This window comes from Salibacterium qingdaonense (genome assembly GCF_900114715.1).
Classification (GTDB): domain Bacteria; phylum Bacillota; class Bacilli; order Bacillales; family Marinococcaceae; genus Salibacterium; species Salibacterium qingdaonense.
In genome coordinates this window covers 1-18765 of record NZ_FOTY01000043.1, presented here as the reverse complement: position 1 = coordinate 18765, position 18765 = coordinate 1, and the positions used below count along the sequence as shown (strand labels likewise).

Sequence of the window (18765 nt, the reverse complement as noted above, 5' to 3'; positions counted from 1 at the left end):
GGTCCGATTAAAAACTGGATGGTCCTCGCATCCCGCGTCTCCACGTCCCATCCTTCGTCCTTTTTCGCTTCGCTCACCGGATCATCCAGCAGGGTGAGAGCCTCTCCCACCAAATCGCTGAACCAGCTGTACATCAGCTGCTGCAGCTTTTCTTCCATGGCCAGGACATCCGGTGTTTCTTTCATTATCTGGTGCATTTCTGTTATAATAGGTTTCATGAGAAGGCCTCTTTTCGCTTTGTATTTGCTTCCTAGGCATACATCGATGATAGAGGACCTTCTCTTTTTTTGCCAATCATCAGTCTTCGTCGTTACCGAGAACTATTTTACACATACAACCGCTTTGTTTTTCCCGGATTTTTTCGCTTCAAACATCAATGCATCCGCTCGTTCCACCACTTCTTTAGGTGTCTCAAACCCATCAGCCGGCAGAGCAGTACCGATAGATACCGTCATATTCCAGGTTTCCTCTCCTTCCAGACATGTGAATGGAACCTGCATCCGCGACAGAAGGGATTCTGTCAGTTCATAGGCGGAAGTGTTCGTCTGGTCTTCAAGAATAACGACAAATTCTTCTCCCCCATAGCGGTATACCGACCCCTGCTCCCGGATAGTTTCATTGATGCGCCCGGCCGTTTCAATCAGCACTCTATCCCCAATATGGTGCCCAAATTCATCATTAAAGGATTTAAAATTATCCACATCAATCATCATGACAGCAAACCTATGTCCGGATACATTCAGGTACTCCAGAAACTTCTCCAGTTCATGGCGGTTATACACTCCGGTAAGCCCGTCAATTTTCGACCGTTCTTTATACTGTCTATTCATCACAAAGAACTGTATGATCTTGTGAAGAACATAGTAAAATAACAACGAAGCAGCCGTGCAGGCTGTAATATAGAGAAGTCCTTCCCCCCAATCCCAATTGCTTGAGGTAAGAAAAGAAATCACCAGGATATTCTGAATAGTGTAGGCTGTGCTTACAACGATGAAAGACAAAAATCTGCGCGGAATAAAAAAGGAAAGGCCTATCAGCAGCGTTCCGACAATAAGGATATTGGTTCCAAGCATGGAACCAATATCCTCTTCATTAAAAAAGTACCTTCCAAGCGCCGCGGTAATAACTGTGCTTCCACTGATCAGCGGGGAATAAAAAAGAGCTGTATATGTAATCGGAATATGAAAAAAAGAAAGCAGCACATTCTCACTGATCTGATAAGCATTCATCATTAAAAGAATACAGGTGATACCGGCGGACACACCAAGAATAACCTGCTTCATTTTTCGGAAGCCGGGTTTTCGCAGCACCGGCAGGTACAGCACGTAGTTAATAAGCACCGTACACGTGAACAATAAACTGAAACTGACTATAAAACTATTAATCAACTGAATCCCTTCTTCAACAAAACCACTCCGACATTCTTTGGCGGAAAAAGCAAAGTCTTATTCTAAAGTACCCATAATACAGAATACCACGGCTGTAAATGGTTCGCGTTCCCTTGTTTAAAGGGCCGCCGGCGCGGGAAAAGAAATACTAACAATCTTAGAGAGGTGATAGTAAAATGGCAGATCAGGAAAGCTGGAGTAATAAAATCAAAGGCGCTGTAAACAAAGTAAAGGGCGAAGCAAAAGATCAAATCGGCAACGCCAAAGAAGACCCTGAACTTCAGGAAGAAGGCAGGAAAGATAAATCCAAAGGCAATACCCAGCAGGATATCGGCGAAATAAAAAGGGAAAAAGAAAACAAAGATAAATAAACGATAAAAAAACCGTCGCCCCTTTTTACAAGGAGGGACGGTTTTTTTACGAAAGTCTCATCCAGAGGTGGAAGTCAATCCATTAATAAATGCTATGCTTTCAATGGCAATCATTTCTTTGTCGTTATCAAGCACGGCTGTATGATAGCTGTCGTGCATCGGAATAATCCGTTTATTTTCAGAAGAAATCGTATGATAAATATCTTCACTGTTGGCAGGCGGAACGACATGATCAACATCCGACACAAAAATCCTCGCCGGAACCGTGATGTCCATCAGGTTGCTGCGGGTTTCAAGCATCAGCCCGTAAAGTTCCCCGTAAGCCTTCACAGGCGTCTGTTCGTAAACAGCTTCCTGCTGGATTTCTTTTTTTATATCGGGAGGGGCGGTCTGTACAAATCGTTGATCCGGCAGGTGTTCGGGATCGGCATCCGGAATTTCGATGGCCGCGTTGATCACAATAATACCTTTCATTTCCGGCATACGTTCTGCCAGGTACAGCGTCAGTGTTCCTCCCATGGAGAGTCCTGCTACATATATATCCGTACAGGTTTCCTTTAAAAATCGAAACCCTTCTTCCACGTTGTCACACCATTCCTGCCAGGAGGTATCTTCCAGATCTTCAGGATGCGTACCGTGACCGGCGAGCCGCGGCCCGTACACCGTGAATCCGGCCTCATGAAAACTCTCCCCCAAAGGACGCATGCTCTGGGTGCTTCCTGTGAATCCGTGAATCACCAGTACGCCGGTATCATCCCCTTCAAAATAGAAAGGCTCCGCGCCTTCCATTACCGGATAACGTTCCGCCATCTTTCTCACCCTCCCGTTAATGGTATAATACTACTTTTCCCACAGGATAGCGTAAAATCAGTATTTTGTCATGTAAAATGTATTATTTTTCACAATTTCTTTATCTCAACGACCCCGCTCCATGCTTTCTACTGTCTCTTTTGGAATGTGATGACCGTGATCTTCTTTTACGGATCTTACTATCATGGCCCCGAAAGTGAGAACAACACCTGCTGCTATCACGATAAACGGCGGCAGCCAGGGCTGTTCCATCGGCATCATCGTCATCCCAAGACCCCACCAGAACAAACCAAATGCCATAATGAACGGCAGGATGGAGGGGGTTGGCATATGTATGTCTTCTACAGGTGTGGCAGCTTTCATGCTGCCGTCCCCGTGCACTTTTTCATAAAACCAGGGATCCAGTGCGCGGACCTGCGGCACCTGCGCGAAATTATATTCCGGCACCGGAGAGGGAATAGACCATTCCAGGGTCCGTGCACCCCACGGATCACCGGATTGCACGCGTTCTCCCTTCCAGGCGGAGTAGATAATATTAATAATCAGAACGACCACCGCTGCTGTCATCAAAAACGTTCCCATCGTCGAAATAAAATTGTAGGTATTCAGCCCCTCACCGTCCATATAGGTGAAATACCGCCTTGGCATGCCGATAAGACCAAGAATATGCTGCACGAAGAATGTCACATGAAAGCCGATGTACATCAGCCAGAACATCCATTGTCCAAGGGTTTCATTCAGCAGGTGCCCAAACATTTTCGGATACCAGTAATACAGACCCGCAAACAGTCCAAGAATAATGCCGCCGATAAAAATGTAATGAAAGTGTGCCACCACGAAATAGGTGTCATGGTACAAATGATCCACCGGGGCCATGGCTACCATGACACCGGTTATACCACCAAGTACGAACGTCGGTACAAACGAAGAAGCGCACAGCATGGCTGTAGAAAACGTGATTTTTCCGCCCCACATCGTGAACAGCCAATTGAAAATTTTAATTCCGGTTGGTACGGCGATCGCCATGGAAGACAGGGCGAACACCGAATTGGCAATCGGACCGATTCCAACAGTAAACATATGGTGAACCCATACCATAAAACCAAGAAACGCAATTAAAAGCACCGCAAATACCATCGTCGTGTACCCAAACAACCGCTTCCTCGAAAATGCCGGCACCACTTCGGATATAATACCGAACGCCGGAAGTACGAGAATATAGACCTCCGGATGCCCGAATACCCAGAAAATATGCTGCCACAAAACCACATTCCCTCCGGCATCCACCTGAAAAAACTGCGCTCCGAACAGGCGGTCCAGCATCAGCATCGCAAGTCCTGCTGCAAGTGGAGTAAAAGCAAACACAATGAGAATCGACACAATCAGCGTTGTCCAGCAGAACAATGGAAGCCGCATCATCGTCATCCCCGGCGCCCGCATATTAATGATCGTAACAATAAAGTTAATACCCGAAATCAGCGTACCAAGACCGCTTACCTGCAGGCCGAGCACGTAAAAATCCATCCCCGAAGAACCGTATTCTCTTGTGGAGAGCGGTGTATAAGCAAACCACCCTGCATCCGGTGCTCCTCCGAGAAACCAGCTCAAACTGAGAAGAAGTCCTCCAAAAAAGAAAATCCAGAATCCAAGCGCATTTAAGAACGGAAACGCGACATCACGTGCTCCTATCTGCAACGGAACAATGTAATTCATAAAGGCAAAAATCAGCGGCGTCACCGCAAGAAAAAGCATAATTGTTCCGTGCATCGTTAATAATTCATTATATGTCTGGCCGGACAGCAGAGACTGTTCCGGATACATGAGCTGCAATCTCATAAGTATGGCCATCACACCTGCTTTCATAAAAAACAAGGTGCCGCCGATTAAGTATAGAATTGCTATTTTTTTGTGATCCACCGTCGTCAGCCAGTCCCAGACTACATTCTTCTTTTGATAAGCGGTTTCCATCATCTATTCAACCTCCCGGGTTCATTGTTGCCAACTCGGAAAGCTTCTATACCGCATATCTCCAGTGAATAGTGGCTGCCTGCGGGCACCGGAAGCAGCTGCATTACAAAAATCCCGGAAGGCGGCGTACAGGCTGTCTTCCGGGATTTGATACAACTTATATTCTTTTTTCCGACTCTTTCTTTGACGTTTGGTTTTCGGCCCATCCTGTGTCCGCGTATCTACTCTGCTTTCACATCATTCGTATCGTTAATCATTATTATGATTCCTTGATTGTCATCAACTTTACAGAGTGCGGAAACAATTCTTCTTTCACTTTATCATAAAATAATCTGGCCTGGTTCTTGCAGGAAAAGGTTACTTCGTCGTTTTCGATATGTCCTGCGTAAGGCGTAAGGCCTACTTCGTATCCTTGTTGATCGACTGCTACAATCAAATATTTTTCATTTTCCATTCTATCCCTCTTTTCTCTCCTTCGTTTCTTCGCATGTTACATGTCCGTTTATAAAGGTTTCGATGTCGGACTGGTCCAGCGACCCTTCATATTTATCACGGAGTTCTGTTCCTTTCATTACATAAAGAGATGGATAGCTGCTGACGCCAACATATTGAGTGATGTCTTCCTTCTGAGACGAAATAATTCTTACATCCATTTGGTCCGTGCTGCAATTATTGCTTTTATTTAATAATGCTTTATAAAAAGGCCGTTCCGCACTCAGATTCTTATCATCGGAAAATAAAAGCATGGACGTTTCCGCATGAAGTTCCTGGATCATAGCGGGCTGGCTTTGAGCGGCACAGGCAGTAAGCGGAAGAATCAAACAAATCATCGCTGCCAGAAGCCGCATGGCATGACCCGGCATATTCGTGTTCTCCTTTTCTTCAATACCTTTATAACGATTCACATTATGATTTCTACGGGATAATACCTTCTTATAAGAGAAGTGAAACATACCGGGGAAGAAGACTCTCGAATTTGATTCTTTTTTATCACATACACTGCCGTTTTATGTTATTGTGTTTATGAATCAAAGGACATGGGTATATAGGCATCTAGAAAACCAGATTAAGCAGATAAAGGAGAAAGGTTTTATGGAATACATTCACCGGCAAACCGTGTCCTACTGTAAAGTGGTGCAGCGTCATGTGAAAATTGAATTCTCCATCTTTCTCATGGAAGGCAATCTGGAAATGTGTGCATCATGCACTGGAATTGAAGACATTTGCAAAAACTGTCCTGTTATACAGTATAACGACCTGTATCCCCCTGCCTCGCAAAAAAGGCTGCCACCGGTGTGACAGCCTTTTTATCATGAGCAGGCTAGCAGACGTCGACTGATCCAGCAGCACAGCGCTTCGCTGTTTTAATGATGCAGCGTTGTTAAACTGCAGTCGTCGGTCGTGCATTCCGTTTCGATTGTGATATGCTCGAGCGGATAGGCTTCAAGCGCTTCTTTTATTGAAGCTTTCACCTTCATCATATCTGCTTTGCTGATGTCTTCATTTAGTACCACATGCGTGGAAAGCACGTGCTGCTCGCCGTCCAGTGACCATATATGCGTGTGATGGGTATCTTCTACATCAGGAATGCTCCGAATGCTCTGTTCAATCTGCTCTGTATCCATTTCTTCAGGCACTCCGTCCAGAAATAGAAACAATGTTTTCTTCAGGTTTTTCAGTACATTCATCAGAATATACAACGTGATTAACACTGAGAGAAGCGGATCCAGGATGGCGGCATCCCAGAACATCATAATAACACTGACGACGAAAACGGCAGCCCACCCCAGCACATCTTCCAGCAGGTGCCAGGATACCACTTTTTCATTCATAGACGCTCCCGATTTCATTCGAAGCACCGCCGCACCGTTCACGGCCATGCCAAGAAGGGAAAGCAGCAGCATCCCGCCGGCGTGGGCGGGTTCGGGGTTCCAAAGACGAGGAACGGCTTCGGATAGTATAAATAGGGAACCGGCCACCAGCACCAGGCTGTTGATGAGGGCGCCGAGCAGGGAAAACCGGCGGTATCCGAATGTAAACGTCTGGTTGCTTTTCTGCTCGGATTTGTTCTGGAGAAACCAGGCTGTGCCAAGAGACAGCGAATCGCCAAGGTCATGAATCGCATCAGAAATAATTGCCATACTGTTTGTCAAAACGCCGCCGATTAATTCGATAATCGTAAATCCGAAATTCAGAAAAAAGGCCGTTTTGATATTGGAATGACTATGATGGTGATGGTCGTGATGATGATCGTGTCCCATCAGCTTCAAGCCTCCATGACGGAATGTCCGGTTTCCCGGTCCGAGATTTCCTGTTGATGGGCTCCTGCGAGCTTAATCATGTCTTCCACGTGACTGTCTTCGAGTGAATAATAAACGAGTTTCCCTTCTTTCCGGTATTTCACGAGACCCAGCTTCCGCAGATACCGAAGATGATGGGACGTGGACGCCGTCGAAGCGCCGAGCAGATGGGACGCATCACAGACACATATCTCGCCTTCCGCGGCCAGGGCCTGAAGCACTTTCATCCGGTTCTTATCGGCCAGTCCTTTGAACATAACGGCCATCCGATCCACCTTGGCATCGTCGATAGAAGCCTGCAGCCGTGCTACTTTCTCTTCGTCCACACAGGTGACTTCGCATACCTCTTCCTGCTTCATCTCTTTCACCTCTTTTACTCGATCGTTTATTACTCATTATACTATATTCAAGCATAAATTTGAATGAATGATGTGTTGTCACGAATTTCGATCCGTCAGCGCTTCATTTAATTTTCTCATTTCGTTATAAAAATAAACGAAAAAGCAGGCCCAGAACACAGCGTAAAGAACCAGATACAGTCCCATTCCAATCATAAGTCCCCAAATGGTGAAAGGAATCCAGCCGATGACAAAAGCGAGAACAAAATACAGCATGGTCATCGTCACAAAATGAATACCTGTACGTTTTGTCAGACTCCAGCTCTCTTTCGCGAAAATCAGCCCCCCGATACTGAAAAACCATCCGCAGAACATGCTCCCAAGAGAGTCCATGACGAACCTTCCGGCATCAAGCTTTTGAGCACCGCCGAAAAAAATGATGCCGTAATGAATGAGTACGGCGATAAGAGCGCCGAAACAAATGCCGATAAAGCTTTGATATACCAGTGTTTTCACCTTTATCCCTTTCCTTTCCAGTGGATTTTTTCTTTAATTCTGTTCACGTATTTTCGTGACACATATGCTTTATCTCCAGTACGAAAATAGACACAAAGAGAGCCATGGAAGGACGCTTCGAACTGTTTCAATTCATCCAGGTTCGCGACAACGGATTTAGACAGCCTCACAAACCGTCCGGGAGGGAGCTTTTCTTCCAATTCATACAGCCGCTCTTTCATCTGAAAAGTCCCCTCTTTTGTCTTCGCCATGACGATTTTGTCTGCGGTATACAAATATATAATGTCCTGCGGCTGGAATATATGGCGTTTCTCTCCATCCATTCCGGCAAAGTAGGTCCGTTCTTCTTCCTTCAGCCGGCTGAGAAGCCGTTCCACTTCTTCATCCCATACGTTGGAACGAATCAACACTTCTTTTTTTTCAAGTTCTTCGTCAATCTCCACATGGATTTTCACCAATCTTCCTCCTTCCTCTGCTGCTTTCAGTATATAAAAGAAAACGATTCTCCGTACAGCAGATTCTGCCGAGTGGTTCAACATGCTATCTATCCTGCCTGAATCACGCACTGGAACGTTGGATTAATAAGGAGGGGTTTCCGGGTAAAGTATATATAGTATATACAATAAAGGGGTTGGAAGAGGATGAAAGAAGTACAAGAAGACAAGCACAGCGATTATGTCCTTCGGTATCTCGTACGGCTGGCGGATAATGGTGCAGAAATGGATATCACACTGAATGTCGGCGGAGCTACCATCACCGGAGTGTTAATCGGAAATGTGAAGTATCTCGAAGAACTCGAACGCACCCTTCACCGCGGAAACAGCGATCTGGAAAGTAAAATGACAACCTTTTTCGAGAAAATGTCGGATAAGTTCCAGCGCGAAACCGATCAGGACGAGTACGAAAGCGGCTATATCCATCTGCGTAAAGCAAAGCTTGTGGATTCACAGGGGAAAGTTCCTATTCACGGGAGTCTCTGGAGAGGAAAAATTTCCGACGTCAACGGCTTCAGCTTTGAATCCGTGCAGTAGTGGGGTTCAGCTGACAGAAAGGCTGCAGGACTTCGGACAGCACGTCGTCAAATAGGACATTTACCAGTCGAAGCTGCATGACTGCCATACCATATGACAAACGAGCCTGGCTGCGCAGCAACGTATCTCATTCAAAAAGACGGAGCGGGATGATTTTCCCCGGCTCCGTCTTTTTGAACTTTTCCTTCTGTTATTGCTGAAGCATACGCTGGAGAGCGGTGGTGGATTCGCGTGTCGTTTGTTCATCCACTTCAATCCTGTGATGCGGTTTATCGCTGAGGATGCTTTCGAGCGACCAGAGCAGATGCGGCAGATCAATGCGGTTCATCGTTAAGCAGGGGCACATATTCGGATTCAGCGACCGCACTTTTTTATCTGTTTCTTCCTGTATGAGCCGGTTGACCAGATTCATTTCTGTTCCCACGACCCACGTGCTTCCGGCCGGAGCCTTCCGGATTGTATCAATAATCTTGTTCGTCGATCCCGCCGCATCTGATGCCTGCACGACATCAAACATGCACTCCGGATGAACGATAATATTTGCGTCCGGATCTTCTTCTCTTACCTGCCGCACGTTATCCATCGTGAACTTCTCATGAACCGAGCAGTGTCCTTTCCACAAAATCATGCGCACCTGTTCCAGATCTCCGTCGTATTCCAGCTCCTGCCTGATGGGATCCCACACCGCCATTTCTTCAAGTGGAATGCCCATGTCATACGCCGTGTTACGCCCAAGGTGCTGATCGGGCAGAAATAAAATCCGTTCTTTGCGCCGGAATGCCCACTGCAGCATGGTTTCGGCGTTGGAGGACGTCAATGTGGCTCCTTCGTGTCTGCCGCAGAATGCCTTAATGGCCGCGGTGCTGTTCACATACGTAAGTGGCGTGATCGTATCGGCAAAGGTATCCTGCAGTTTCTCCCAGGCTTTCTCCAGCTGCGTGATGTCGGCCATGTCCGCCATCGAACAACCGGCCCGCAGATCCGGAAGCAGCACGGTTTGATGATCCTCAGATAAAATGTCCGCTGTTTCCGCCATGAAATGCACGCCGCAGAACACGATATATTCCGCTTCTTTGTTGGCAGCGCCGGTTTTGGCGAGCTGCAGGGAGTCCCCGGTTTCGTCGGCAAACTGAATCACTTCGTCCTTTTGATAATAGTGGCCGGGCATAAACAACCGGTCTCCGAGTTCCACTTTGATCTCCCGTACCCTTTTTTCCATATCGCTCTGAGTCATGGCCTCGATATGATCCGGCAGAGATGGCGCCTGAAACTGTTCCAATACACTCATTGATACTACTCCTTTCTCTTGTTGTGAAGGTAAAAACTAAGATCCAATGCTTGAACCGAATGGGTTATCGATCCTGCCGAAATCACGTCCACGCCTGTTCCCCGGTATGCCCCAATCGACTCGCGGGTGATCGTACCGGAAACTTCTGTCCGGATATGGGGCGGAACGGCTGAGGCCCACGCTGCAGCCTGTTCCGGGGAACAGTTATCAAACATAATCACGTCAGCTCCTGCTTCAACGGCTTCTTTCACTTCATCCAGCGATGTCGTTTCGATTTCCATTTTTACCATATGCCCCGCCTTCTCTTTCCCTTTCGCTGCCGCCCCGGTAATGCTTCCTGCCGCAGCGATGTGGTTGTCTTTGATCATAACCGCATCATAGAGACCTCCCCGGTGATTCACGCCGCCCCCGCAGCGCACGGCGTATTTATCAAACAGACGTAGTCCCGGCATTGTTTTTCTCGTATCACAGACATTTATCCCCGGGTCATTCAGTGCTTCTACCGTGCGGCGGACTGCTTCAGCGACGCCGCACATCCGCTGCACCAGGTTCAAAAGCACCCGTTCCCCGCTTAGTAACGCCTGCACCCGCCCCTTTACAGTCAGAAGTGTCTGCCCCTCCTCTATCCGCTCTCCTTCATTCACGTGTGCGGTGACATGCGCCGCTTCATCGAGCATTCTCCAGCCTTCTTCGAACACAACGGCGCCGCAGAACACCCCGGCTTCTTTTGCTTTCACCACACCTTCCGCGGTTTCTTTATCCGAAAAAACAGCCTCGGTTGTGATGTCGCCGCTTCCGATATCTTCTTCAAAAAACCGTTTCAATGCTTCTCTAACCTGATACCGCTGCATAGCCTTCCTCCCTTGCTTCATCCGCTGCTTTTCTACATGCAAATCGGGAACCTTCACCATGAAATTACATGTGTCTTGACACATATGTTTATATAAAACTACACTAAATACAACCGTTATTGTGAAATTTGTAACAAGAGGAAGGAGAACAAATGATATATCTGGATCACTGCGCCACTACCCCGATGAGTACAGCTGCGCTGGAAGGCTACCGCCAAGCGGCAGAGCGTTTTTTCGGAAATGAACAGAGCCTGCATGGACACGGAGAAGAAGCATCACATCTCGCCGGCCACTGCCGGAAACAGCTGGCTGCCATCATCCACGGCAGCGAAGAAGGGATCTACTTTACAGGCGGCGGTTCCGACAGCAATATCACCACACTGCTCAGTCTCGCATACGGCAGAAAAGACCATGGACGCCATATAATCACCTCCCCCTTCGAACATTCCTCCATCGGTCAGGGACTCGGGCGTTTGAAAGCAGAAGGGTTCACGGTGAGCGTCGTAGATGTCCATCGTAATGGCGAAATCTGTCTGGATTCTCTTTGTTCCCTGCTCCGGACGGATACGATCCTTGTTTCGATCTGCCATGCCTCCAGTGATACCGGTGTCCTGCAGCCTCTCACAGATATTGGAGCGATTCTTCACAACCATCAGGCTCTTTTTCATAGTGACTGTGTGCAGACCTTTACCAAGATTCCGATTGATGTGACGACCGCCGGACTGGATGCGTTGTCGCTGTCGGCACACAAAGTACAGGGGCCCAAAAACACCGGTGCCGCCTATATCGCCCCGGGTACCAGCTGGACACCTATCTATCCCAATGTCGCACACCAGCATGGTTTCAAGCCGGGAACGCTTGATATACCAGGCATTGCCTCGTTCACCGAAGCTGCTGTGGAAGCTGCTTCCGCTATGGAAGAACAACAAGACCGGTGGCGTTCCATGCAGCAGTGGATGCTCACAGAACTTGACCCGGCAGCCTATCAACTGCTTGGCGACCGGGAGAAAAGGCTTCCGCATCACCTTGCGCTGCGGGCCGTCGAGCGGGAAGGGCAGTGGATCATGCTGGAATGCAGCCGGCGCGGTATCGCCGTTTCACCGGGAAGTGCCTGCAAAACCGGATCGTCCGCGCCGCCGGACAGCCTGCTTGCTATGGGATACACCGCTGATGAAGCACACGGCCTGTTCCGCATCAGCTTGGGCCGCGATACCACGTATACGGAACTGCGGGAAACCGCTTCTGTCTTGAACGAACTCACCGGAAAGTGATGGGAACCACACTGCCGGCAGAATATAGATTAAGGAGGAAGGACCAGCGGGTAAAGAACAACAGTGGATACATAAGACAATCTTTTGCATGCTGCGGTAAAAATGACAAAGGGGGAAGCAGGCAGTGAGCATTGTTTGGCACAGCATACAGATGATGATCGTTGTCCTCGTTATCACCAGTGTCACCGGCGTTGTATTGTTTGCATTCATGAAGGAACGTATCAGAAATGACCTCCGGTATGCGGCAGGCTGGACGATCGTTACGGTTCTCGTATTTATCGTGTCGCTCCTTTTCGGACTTCAGTCGCTCCCCTTCTCCTCTTCGTAACGCTGCCCGGAAGTGTAAATTCGATTAGTTCATCTGCTGAAAAACAATAAAAATTAGAGTACACTAAAAGGGTGACGTAATTTCTTAGAAGAGAGGGATGGCACATGGAACACGATATAACGATAAAGCAGGTTACTACAGGAAAAACAAAACCCGACTACAATCATTTAAGCTTCGGCAAATATTTTACAGACCACATGTTTGTGATGGATTACAATGAAGAAGACGGCTGGTTCGATGCGCGCATCACGCCGTACGAACCGCTTCTGATGGACCCTTCCTCCCTCATGTTCCATTACGGCCAGTCCGTATTTGAAGGGCTCAAAGCATATACGTCCAAAAAGGGCGGCATCCAGCTGTTCCGGCCGGAAAAGAATTTCAACCGTATGAATATATCCAGTGACCGGATGAACATCCCTGAGGTGGATCCGGACTTTCTCGTGGATGCTCTGAAAAAACTCCTACATATCGACAGAGACTGGGTACCGGTCGAAGAAGGGCAGTCGTTGTATATCCGTCCGTTCATCATTGCCACCGAACCGGCACTGAGCGTAAAACCCGCTTCCCAGTATAAACTGATGATCATTTTATCGCCGGTGGGCTCCTACTACGCGCAGTCCGATCAAATGAGTCCGGTCAGCATTTACGTGGAAGATGAGTACGTCCGCTCCGTCAGAGGCCTCGTCGGCTTCACGAAAACAGCCGGCAACTATGCAGCCAGCCTTAAAGTGCAGAAAAAGGCGGAAGAACTCGGTTATGATCAGGTACTGTGGCTCGATGCCATTGAGAAAAAATACATCGAAGAAGTCGGAAGCATGAATATCTTTTTCAAAATCAACGGGGAAATTATCACTCCCGCTCTGAACGGAAGCATTCTCGACGGCATCACCCGCGACTCTGTTATCGAACTTCTCCGGCACTGGGGCTGGAACGTGCACGAGCGCCGTATTTCGATTGATGAGGTCAAACAGGCGCACGTGGACGGCGAGCTGGAAGAAGTGTTCGGAACCGGAACGGCCGCCGTCATTTCACCGGTCGGCAGGCTGAAGTGGAAAGACGAAGAGCTTGTTATAAACGGCAATCAGACCGGCCCTGTATCCTATGATCTGTATGATACGATTTCGGGCATTCAGACCGGTGCGAAAGAAGATGTCCTCGGCTGGACCGTACCGCTTCAGGAACAGGAAACATAAGAAAGCAGTGCGCCGTTAAAAGACCCGGACGATTCACGGAAGAATCGATCCGGGTCTTTTTGTGTATCATTCATGTAGAGAGGAAAAGCAAATGAACACGACGCGGCGATTGGTTTGCGGCCCTCGGATTGTAAGTCTGGTTAGTTGGATTGTAAATTACCGGATTCGGATTGTAAACGCCTCCGTTTGGACAGTAACGCATGGTTCAGACAGTATTACACTGGATTTGGCACGTAAACAGTAGTATTTGGCTCGTAAATGCCCATGTTTGGCAGGTAAGTATCGTTGCCCTTCTTTTTCACCGCTGTTCTGTACCGGAAATCAACAAAAAATCCGAACGAGGAAGTGGAAGCCTCAAGTGCTGCATTCCAATCCATCATTCGGATAATCTTTTTTCGAAAGTGCCGGCCATTATATTTATAATACAATATACAGATGTTTATTCTTTCCCGCCGCTCTCCCACACGTCAGGGTTCAGCAGGTTCGGCGGACGCTGTCCTTCGAGGGCGGCTTCCACATTCTCAGCGGCCAGAAGTGACATGTTATCTTCGGTTTCTCCGGTGGAGGAGCCGATGTGCGGCGTCGTGACGACATGGGGAAGCTGCAGGAGCGGGTGGTCCGCCGGCAGCGGCTCCTGCTGGTAGACATCCAGGCCGGCGGCAAGAATGTCTCCATTCTTCAGTGCCTCCACAAGCTCATTTTCCTTCACCGCCGCTCCGCGGGATCCGTTGATGAAAATGGCGCTTTGTTTCATCTGCTGAAACTCGCCGCGCCCCATCAACCCTTTTGTCTCCGGCGTTAACGGCGTCATCAGGCAGACGATATCCGCCTCGGCAAGCAGCTTCTCTAAACTGCAGTACGATGCATCGTACGTCTCTTCCACCTCCGGCTTCGGCGACCGGTTATGGTACAAAATCTCCATATCAAAACCGAAATGCGCGCGCTTGGCAATGACTTCGCCGATCCGGCCCATGCCGATGATGCCAAGTTTACGGTGGTGAACATCCGTGCCGAACTTTTCCTCCGGCAGGTCTCCCTCACGCTCCCACTCTCCGTCCTTCACGAATCGGTCCAGTTCCGGAATCCGCCGCGCGGTCGCAAGGATCAGGCCGAAAATGGCATCGGCCGTGGTATCATTCAGCACGTCCGGGGTATTGGTGGCTGCGACTCCGTGCCGGGTGAGAGCTTCCAGATCTAGATTGTCATAACCGACCGAGACGTTGCTCACCACTTTCAGATGCGCAGCCCGCGCAAGCAGGCGGTCATCAGCTGGTATCCGCAGGCCAATCAATGCTTCAGCCTCCGCAAGAGCTTCAGCAAACGAGGCATCCGACACATCTTCCTGTCCTGAAAACACGTGCAGGTCATAGTGCTCCCGCAGTTTCTCCTTCGCTGTTTCTCTGACACGGCCGTAAGTGATTACTTTTTTCATCATCTTCAAGTCCTTTCTTTACAAGTCATCCAGCATCCGGAGGGCCTCCGCTGCCTCGGTCACGGGCTGCCGGCAGGCAAAATTGCGGCACACGTAGACGGTCGTTTTTCCTTCGATTTTATGATAATAAGACGCAAATGGCGCGGCTTCTGCCAGAGCGCCTGGATCGTCGTGAATCAGATACGTCACTTCCGGGTAAAACCGCTGCTGCAAAGCGTTTGTTACAGTACGGGCTTCTTCGTCCTCCCCTGTCAAAACAACCACTTCTTTCATATCGCTGCACAGCAGCAGGTAACTCTGCAGAAAGTGAAAGTGCGCCCCGGGAATCTCCGTCAGTTCACGGGCGAACGCATCCTGGGCGCTGCGCACTTTTTCTTCATATGCGGTATTCCCGGTGAAACGGGCGAGCCGCAGCAGTTCGCGGACAGCGGTACTGTTTCCGGACGGCATCGCGCCGTCAAACGATTCTTTCGGCCGCGTGAGCAGCTCCTCTGCGTCCGAACCGTAGAAGTAAAAACCGCCGTTCTCCTCATCCCAGAATAAGGCAGTCATCTGATCTGCGTAATACCGGGCTTTTGTCAGGTACTCCGGCTTCAGCGTGCTTTCATACAGCTCAAGGAGCGCCCAGAGAATATTGGCGTAATCATCAATAAATCCTTTATGCTTCACGTCCCCGCCGCGGTACCGGACCATCACGCGGCCATCCTGGAGGAGGTGCGATTCGATAAACGCAAACGCACGCTCCGCCGCGTCAACATAACGGTCCGAATCAAAGGCACGGCCGGCGCGGGCGAGGGCTGCGGTCATGAGCGCATTCCAGGACGTAAGCATTTTGTCATCCGTATGGGGGTGGATCCGTTCTTCGCGCGCTTCGAACAGTAACGGTTTCGCCTGTTCCACCCGTTCTCTTACCTGTTTCGGATCGAGGTCATGGCCGCGGGCGAACGCTTCCGGAGACTGCCCGATCAGGTTCGGAATGTTCACTCCCTCAAAATTGCCATCTTCTGTGATATCGTACACTTCGCAGAAAAGAGAGCCGTTTTCCTCACCCAGGATCTGTTTGATCTGGCCGGGGGTCCAGAGATAGAACTTACCTTCCACCCCTTCGGAATCCGCATCCTCGCCGGAGTAGAAACCGCCTTTGGCGTCCTGCATACCGCGCAGGACGTAGTCCAGCACTTCTTCGGCTGTCTGCCGGAAGCGGGATTCTCCTGTCACCTGCCAGCCTTCGGTATACGCGATTGCAAGCAGCGCGTTGTCATACAGCATTTTCTCAAAGTGCGGCACGAGCCATTTCTCATCCACCGAATAACGGGCGAATCCGCCGCCGATGTGATCATACATGCCTCCGGCCGCCATGCCGTCAAGTGTCGTCCGCGCCATGTCGAGCGCCTTCTCGTCACCGGACCAGCGGTAATACCGGAAGAGATACATCAGCACGTGCGGCGTCGGGAATTTCGGCGCGTTTCCGAAACCGCCGTACGTGGGATGGAATGTCTGCTGGAGCTCGTGAAAGCCTTTTGCGAGCGCTTCTTCGGACAATACGCTGTCATGGCCGGCGGTTTGGGGCTGCACCACATCCGCCATCTGTTCGCTCACTTCTTTAATTTTCTCCGGATCGTCCTGGTACCGGTCGTAGAGCTGTGTGATGACATCTGTCATGCCCGGCATGCCGCGCATGCTTTCTTTTGGAAAATAGGTTCCTGCGTAGAATGGCTTCTGGTCGGGGGTTACGAATACGTTCAGCGGCCAGCCGCCGTGTCCGGTCATGGCCTGGCATGCGGTCATGTAAATGGCATCGACGTCCGGGCGTTCTTCGCGGTCGACTTTAATGGCTACAAATCGGTCGTTCATCAGCTTTGCGATATCTTCGTCTTCGAAGCTTTCCCGCTCCATGACGTGACACCAGTGACAGGTGCTGTAGCCGATGGAGACCATGACGGGTTTGTTTTCTTTCCGTGCTTTCTCAAAAGCCTCTTCGCCCCACGGATACCAGTCCACGGGGTTGTGGGCGTGCTGCTGCAGGTACGGGGATTGTTCATCAATCAAACGGTTTGCCAATGCCACCACATCCTTTCCAATCACTCTTTCTAAAAGTGTAACCTATATGTTCCAATTAAAAAAACCGAACCCTTTTGTGTGGATTCGGTGTGGGGTTTGGATACAGAGCGGTGCGGGGCTCTCTAACGTGCACAATTACGCCGCTCGGTGAGGATTGTGACGCTTAGCCTGTGTCTAACATTTAAAATCACAGTCCGATCAGGAAAAAGTGACGCTTAGCTCGATTCTAACGTGCACAATCCAGCAGGCAGCGGTTCATTTTGAGGGTTAGACATCCCCGGCGTCCTTTCCCGCCGTGTCACCCATGTATCTCAAATACCAAGCCGAACCCTCTTACCTGGATTCGGCGTAATTTCTTATGGTTCAAGGCGTTGTGAAATTCCTTTGTCTTTCATTTCTTCTACTAAATATGAAGTATAACCGTTCGATGGAAGATTTTGATATACATAAACGGTCACCTTTATTTCTCCGTCAACAGGGTCTTCTTTCTTATACGTCGAAATATTTACGTCTTCATTAAAATAAACCTTACGTTCCCCCCTTTTAAGATTCCCTAAATCCTGTTCGAATGCCTTCAATACGATACCCTCAAATTCAAACTTTGTGCTGTCAACGTCCTGTGTTGCGTACTTCATCAATTTTACGACATCTTCGGAATATTTTTCATTAGCGGGTGCTTCTATTTTTGTTTGAATTGCCGCTTCTTTAATTGCTCTTAATTGCCGCCCTTTGTCTTTGGTATAGATGTGTATTTCATCGTTTATATCAGCACTTAATTCTTCTGTGGTATGTTTATATTTATTCTCCGATATATCACTTTCGTCATACTCGTTGTCTTCGATGAATTCGGAAAACCGTTCATTTACATCAACATGTTTCCCTGTATGATTTGCGTATGCCGCTGTTCCAATAATTAAGGAAAAAATGACAACTAATATCCACGTCCTGAATCCGTGATAAAGAGGGATATTGTTTGAGTGAGGTTCCGTTCTATATCTATAACTCGTTTTTTATTTCAGGTATACGTTGAAGATAAATAGGCATCCGCTGCAGGCGGACGTTTTCCGCGGGCAGCGCCTCAGCTATATCAAACGGAAAAACCGCCGTTTGATAGGATCTTCGGCTGCTGCTCTTCCCGCTGGAAGCGCCGCCTTCCGTTCCTGCCTTCGTTTTCTTTTCTTTAGAAAAGGGTGCTCTTGCAGCAACACAAAGAAACCTACAGGGTTTCTATAGGTTCGCTCATTGATAGAACAGGTTGAAGCAAAAGAGGACGCGCTGTGTTTTTAGGTAGGAGTATACCGATGGAATAAACGAACAAAGCATTCTTTCCAGGGGTGGCCGCGAAACAAGGAAAGACGTTGTTCACGTGCATGCTGAACCATGCGTGAAGCAAACAAAATCATGTGTTGGATAACCGTCTTTAACCGCTGGCGGAAAACGTTTTTCGAGACAGGAAGATCATTACCACGTAATACATCCTGTCCAATGGAACGAAGCAGATTATAGGCCAGGGATCCAAGAGCCAGCACAAGCGCATTCGTTGCGAACGTTCCCGAGGGGAACCTTTCTAAATCCATATCAGATTTCAACTCGCTGTGAAATTGCTCGCAGGTCCCATG

21 protein-coding genes and 1 pseudogene are annotated in these 18765 nt (G+C 48.9%); 5 read left to right on the top strand and 17 right to left on the bottom strand.

Annotation, left to right across the window (positions count from 1 at the left end; all coding sequences use genetic code 11):
- Positions 1-218: pseudogene (locus BM058_RS16990) on the bottom strand (ISLre2-like element ISAot1 family transposase); the annotation flags it as partial.
- Between the two features lie 102 nt (positions 219-320).
- A complete protein-coding gene (locus BM058_RS16985) occupies positions 321-1388 on the bottom strand; it encodes a GGDEF domain-containing protein (RefSeq protein ID WP_090928714.1) in 1068 nt (355 codons plus the stop codon).
- Positions 1389-1564: 176 nt separating this feature from the next.
- Between BM058_RS16985 and BM058_RS16980 the strand changes: the two genes are divergently transcribed.
- A complete protein-coding gene (locus BM058_RS16980) occupies positions 1565-1759 on the top strand; it encodes a CsbD family protein (protein WP_090928710.1) in 195 nt (64 codons plus the stop codon).
- 57 nt (positions 1760-1816) lie between these two features.
- On the opposite strand, the gene BM058_RS16975 is transcribed toward BM058_RS16980, so the two are convergent.
- The 8 genes from BM058_RS16975 to BM058_RS16935 form a co-directional block, all read right to left on the bottom strand.
- Entirely contained in the window at positions 1817-2569 is a 753-nt protein-coding gene (locus BM058_RS16975) for an alpha/beta hydrolase (protein ID WP_090928707.1), read from the bottom strand.
- 105 nt (positions 2570-2674) lie between these two features.
- Positions 2675-4537, bottom strand: coding sequence for a cytochrome c oxidase subunit I (gene ctaD / locus BM058_RS16970; RefSeq protein WP_090928721.1), 1863 nt, complete (start codon positions 4535-4537; stop codon positions 2675-2677).
- 259 nt (positions 4538-4796) lie between these two features.
- Positions 4797-4991, bottom strand: a complete 195-nt coding sequence (locus BM058_RS16965) for a hypothetical protein (protein ID WP_090928705.1) — start codon at positions 4989-4991, stop codon at positions 4797-4799.
- A gap of 1 nt (position 4992) precedes the next feature.
- On the bottom strand, positions 4993-5400 hold the full coding sequence (locus tag BM058_RS16960) for a thioredoxin domain-containing protein (protein ID WP_090928703.1): 408 nt from the start codon (positions 5398-5400) through the stop codon (positions 4993-4995).
- Positions 5401-5901: 501 nt separating this feature from the next.
- Positions 5902-6798, bottom strand: coding sequence for a cation diffusion facilitator family transporter (locus BM058_RS16950; protein ID WP_090928699.1), 897 nt, complete (start codon positions 6796-6798; stop codon positions 5902-5904).
- A gap of 5 nt (positions 6799-6803) precedes the next feature.
- Complete coding sequence (locus tag BM058_RS16945) at positions 6804-7196, bottom strand: ArsR/SmtB family transcription factor (RefSeq protein ID WP_090928696.1); 393 nt, start codon at positions 7194-7196, stop codon at positions 6804-6806.
- Positions 7197-7274: 78 nt separating this feature from the next.
- Entirely contained in the window at positions 7275-7691 is a 417-nt protein-coding gene (locus BM058_RS16940) for a DUF3021 domain-containing protein (RefSeq protein WP_090928693.1), read from the bottom strand.
- Between the two features lie 2 nt (positions 7692-7693).
- Positions 7694-8146: a LytTR family DNA-binding domain-containing protein gene (locus BM058_RS16935; RefSeq protein WP_177195621.1), complete on the bottom strand. Its 453-nt coding sequence runs from the start codon at positions 8144-8146 to the stop codon at positions 7694-7696.
- Positions 8147-8332: 186 nt separating this feature from the next.
- Here BM058_RS16935 and gvpU point away from each other — a divergent pair, with 186 nt between their 5' ends.
- Positions 8333-8722, top strand: a complete 390-nt coding sequence (gene gvpU / locus BM058_RS16930) for a gas vesicle accessory protein GvpU (RefSeq protein WP_090928687.1) — start codon at positions 8333-8335, stop codon at positions 8720-8722.
- 190 nt (positions 8723-8912) lie between these two features.
- Here gvpU and nadA read toward each other — a convergent pair whose 3' ends face one another.
- Together nadA and nadC are read right to left on the bottom strand one after the other, a co-directional pair.
- A complete protein-coding gene (gene nadA / locus BM058_RS16925; RefSeq protein WP_090928684.1) occupies positions 8913-10010 on the bottom strand; it encodes a quinolinate synthase NadA in 1098 nt (365 codons plus the stop codon).
- Between the two features lie 5 nt (positions 10011-10015).
- Positions 10016-10861, bottom strand: a complete 846-nt coding sequence (gene nadC / locus BM058_RS16920) for a carboxylating nicotinate-nucleotide diphosphorylase (protein ID WP_090928681.1) — start codon at positions 10859-10861, stop codon at positions 10016-10018.
- Positions 10862-11013: 152 nt separating this feature from the next.
- Here nadC and BM058_RS16915 point away from each other — a divergent pair, with 152 nt between their 5' ends.
- The 3 genes from BM058_RS16915 (at position 11014) to BM058_RS16905 (ending at position 13653) form a co-directional block, all read left to right on the top strand.
- Entirely contained in the window at positions 11014-12132 is a 1119-nt protein-coding gene (locus BM058_RS16915) for an IscS subfamily cysteine desulfurase (protein ID WP_090928677.1), read from the top strand.
- Between the two features lie 124 nt (positions 12133-12256).
- Positions 12257-12460, top strand: a complete 204-nt coding sequence (locus BM058_RS16910) for a hypothetical protein (protein WP_090928674.1) — start codon at positions 12257-12259, stop codon at positions 12458-12460.
- Between the two features lie 104 nt (positions 12461-12564).
- Positions 12565-13653, top strand: a complete 1089-nt coding sequence (locus BM058_RS16905; RefSeq protein ID WP_090928671.1) for a branched-chain amino acid aminotransferase — start codon at positions 12565-12567, stop codon at positions 13651-13653.
- Between the two features lie 215 nt (positions 13654-13868).
- Here BM058_RS16905 and BM058_RS18455 read toward each other — a convergent pair whose 3' ends face one another.
- The 5 genes from BM058_RS18455 to BM058_RS16885 all read right to left on the bottom strand — a co-directional run.
- Positions 13869-14033, bottom strand: coding sequence for a hypothetical protein (locus BM058_RS18455; protein ID WP_177195620.1), 165 nt, complete (start codon positions 14031-14033; stop codon positions 13869-13871).
- A 59-nt stretch (positions 14034-14092) separates the two neighbouring features.
- The gene (locus BM058_RS16900) at positions 14093-15088 is read right to left on the bottom strand and encodes a 2-hydroxyacid dehydrogenase (protein WP_090928668.1); all 996 of its coding nucleotides are present in this window, start codon (positions 15086-15088) and stop codon (positions 14093-14095) included.
- A gap of 15 nt (positions 15089-15103) precedes the next feature.
- On the bottom strand, positions 15104-17146 hold the full coding sequence (locus tag BM058_RS16895; RefSeq protein ID WP_245737078.1) for a thioredoxin domain-containing protein: 2043 nt from the start codon (positions 17144-17146) through the stop codon (positions 15104-15106).
- Between the two features lie 356 nt (positions 17147-17502).
- Positions 17503-17781, bottom strand: coding sequence for a hypothetical protein (locus tag BM058_RS16890; RefSeq protein ID WP_090928665.1), 279 nt, complete (start codon positions 17779-17781; stop codon positions 17503-17505).
- A gap of 648 nt (positions 17782-18429) precedes the next feature.
- The coding region (locus BM058_RS16885; RefSeq protein WP_177195619.1) for a transposase at positions 18430-18765 on the bottom strand (336 nt) is incomplete at its 5' end.

Coding starts and splice junctions, on each gene's coding strand:
- nadC (WP_090928681.1), bottom strand. CDS start 10,861: ATGCAGCGGTATCAGGTTAGAGAAGCATTGAAACGGTTTTTTGAAGAA.
- BM058_RS16900 (WP_090928668.1), bottom strand. CDS start 15,088: ATGATGAAAAAAGTAATCACTTACGGCCGTGTCAGAGAAACAGCGAAG.
- BM058_RS16890 (WP_090928665.1), bottom strand. CDS start 17,781: ATGAAGTACGCAACACAGGACGTTGACAGCACAAAGTTTGAATTTGAG.
- gvpU (WP_090928687.1), top strand. CDS start 8,333: ATGAAAGAAGTACAAGAAGACAAGCACAGCGATTATGTCCTTCGGTAT.
- BM058_RS16965 (WP_090928705.1), bottom strand. CDS start 4,991: ATGGAAAATGAAAAATATTTGATTGTAGCAGTCGATCAACAAGGATAC.
- BM058_RS18455 (WP_177195620.1), bottom strand. CDS start 14,033: ATGATGGATTGGAATGCAGCACTTGAGGCTTCCACTTCCTCGTTCGGA.
- BM058_RS16915 (WP_090928677.1), top strand. CDS start 11,014: ATGATATATCTGGATCACTGCGCCACTACCCCGATGAGTACAGCTGCG.
- BM058_RS16950 (WP_090928699.1), bottom strand. CDS start 6,798: ATGGGACACGATCATCATCACGACCATCACCATCATAGTCATTCCAAT.
- BM058_RS16960 (WP_090928703.1), bottom strand. CDS start 5,400: ATGCCGGGTCATGCCATGCGGCTTCTGGCAGCGATGATTTGTTTGATT.
- ctaD (WP_090928721.1), bottom strand. CDS start 4,537: ATGGAAACCGCTTATCAAAAGAAGAATGTAGTCTGGGACTGGCTGACG.
- BM058_RS16905 (WP_090928671.1), top strand. CDS start 12,565: ATGGAACACGATATAACGATAAAGCAGGTTACTACAGGAAAAACAAAA.
- BM058_RS16980 (WP_090928710.1), top strand. CDS start 1,565: ATGGCAGATCAGGAAAGCTGGAGTAATAAAATCAAAGGCGCTGTAAAC.
- BM058_RS16975 (WP_090928707.1), bottom strand. CDS start 2,569: ATGGCGGAACGTTATCCGGTAATGGAAGGCGCGGAGCCTTTCTATTTT.
- BM058_RS16945 (WP_090928696.1), bottom strand. CDS start 7,196: ATGAAGCAGGAAGAGGTATGCGAAGTCACCTGTGTGGACGAAGAGAAA.
- nadA (WP_090928684.1), bottom strand. CDS start 10,010: ATGAGTGTATTGGAACAGTTTCAGGCGCCATCTCTGCCGGATCATATC.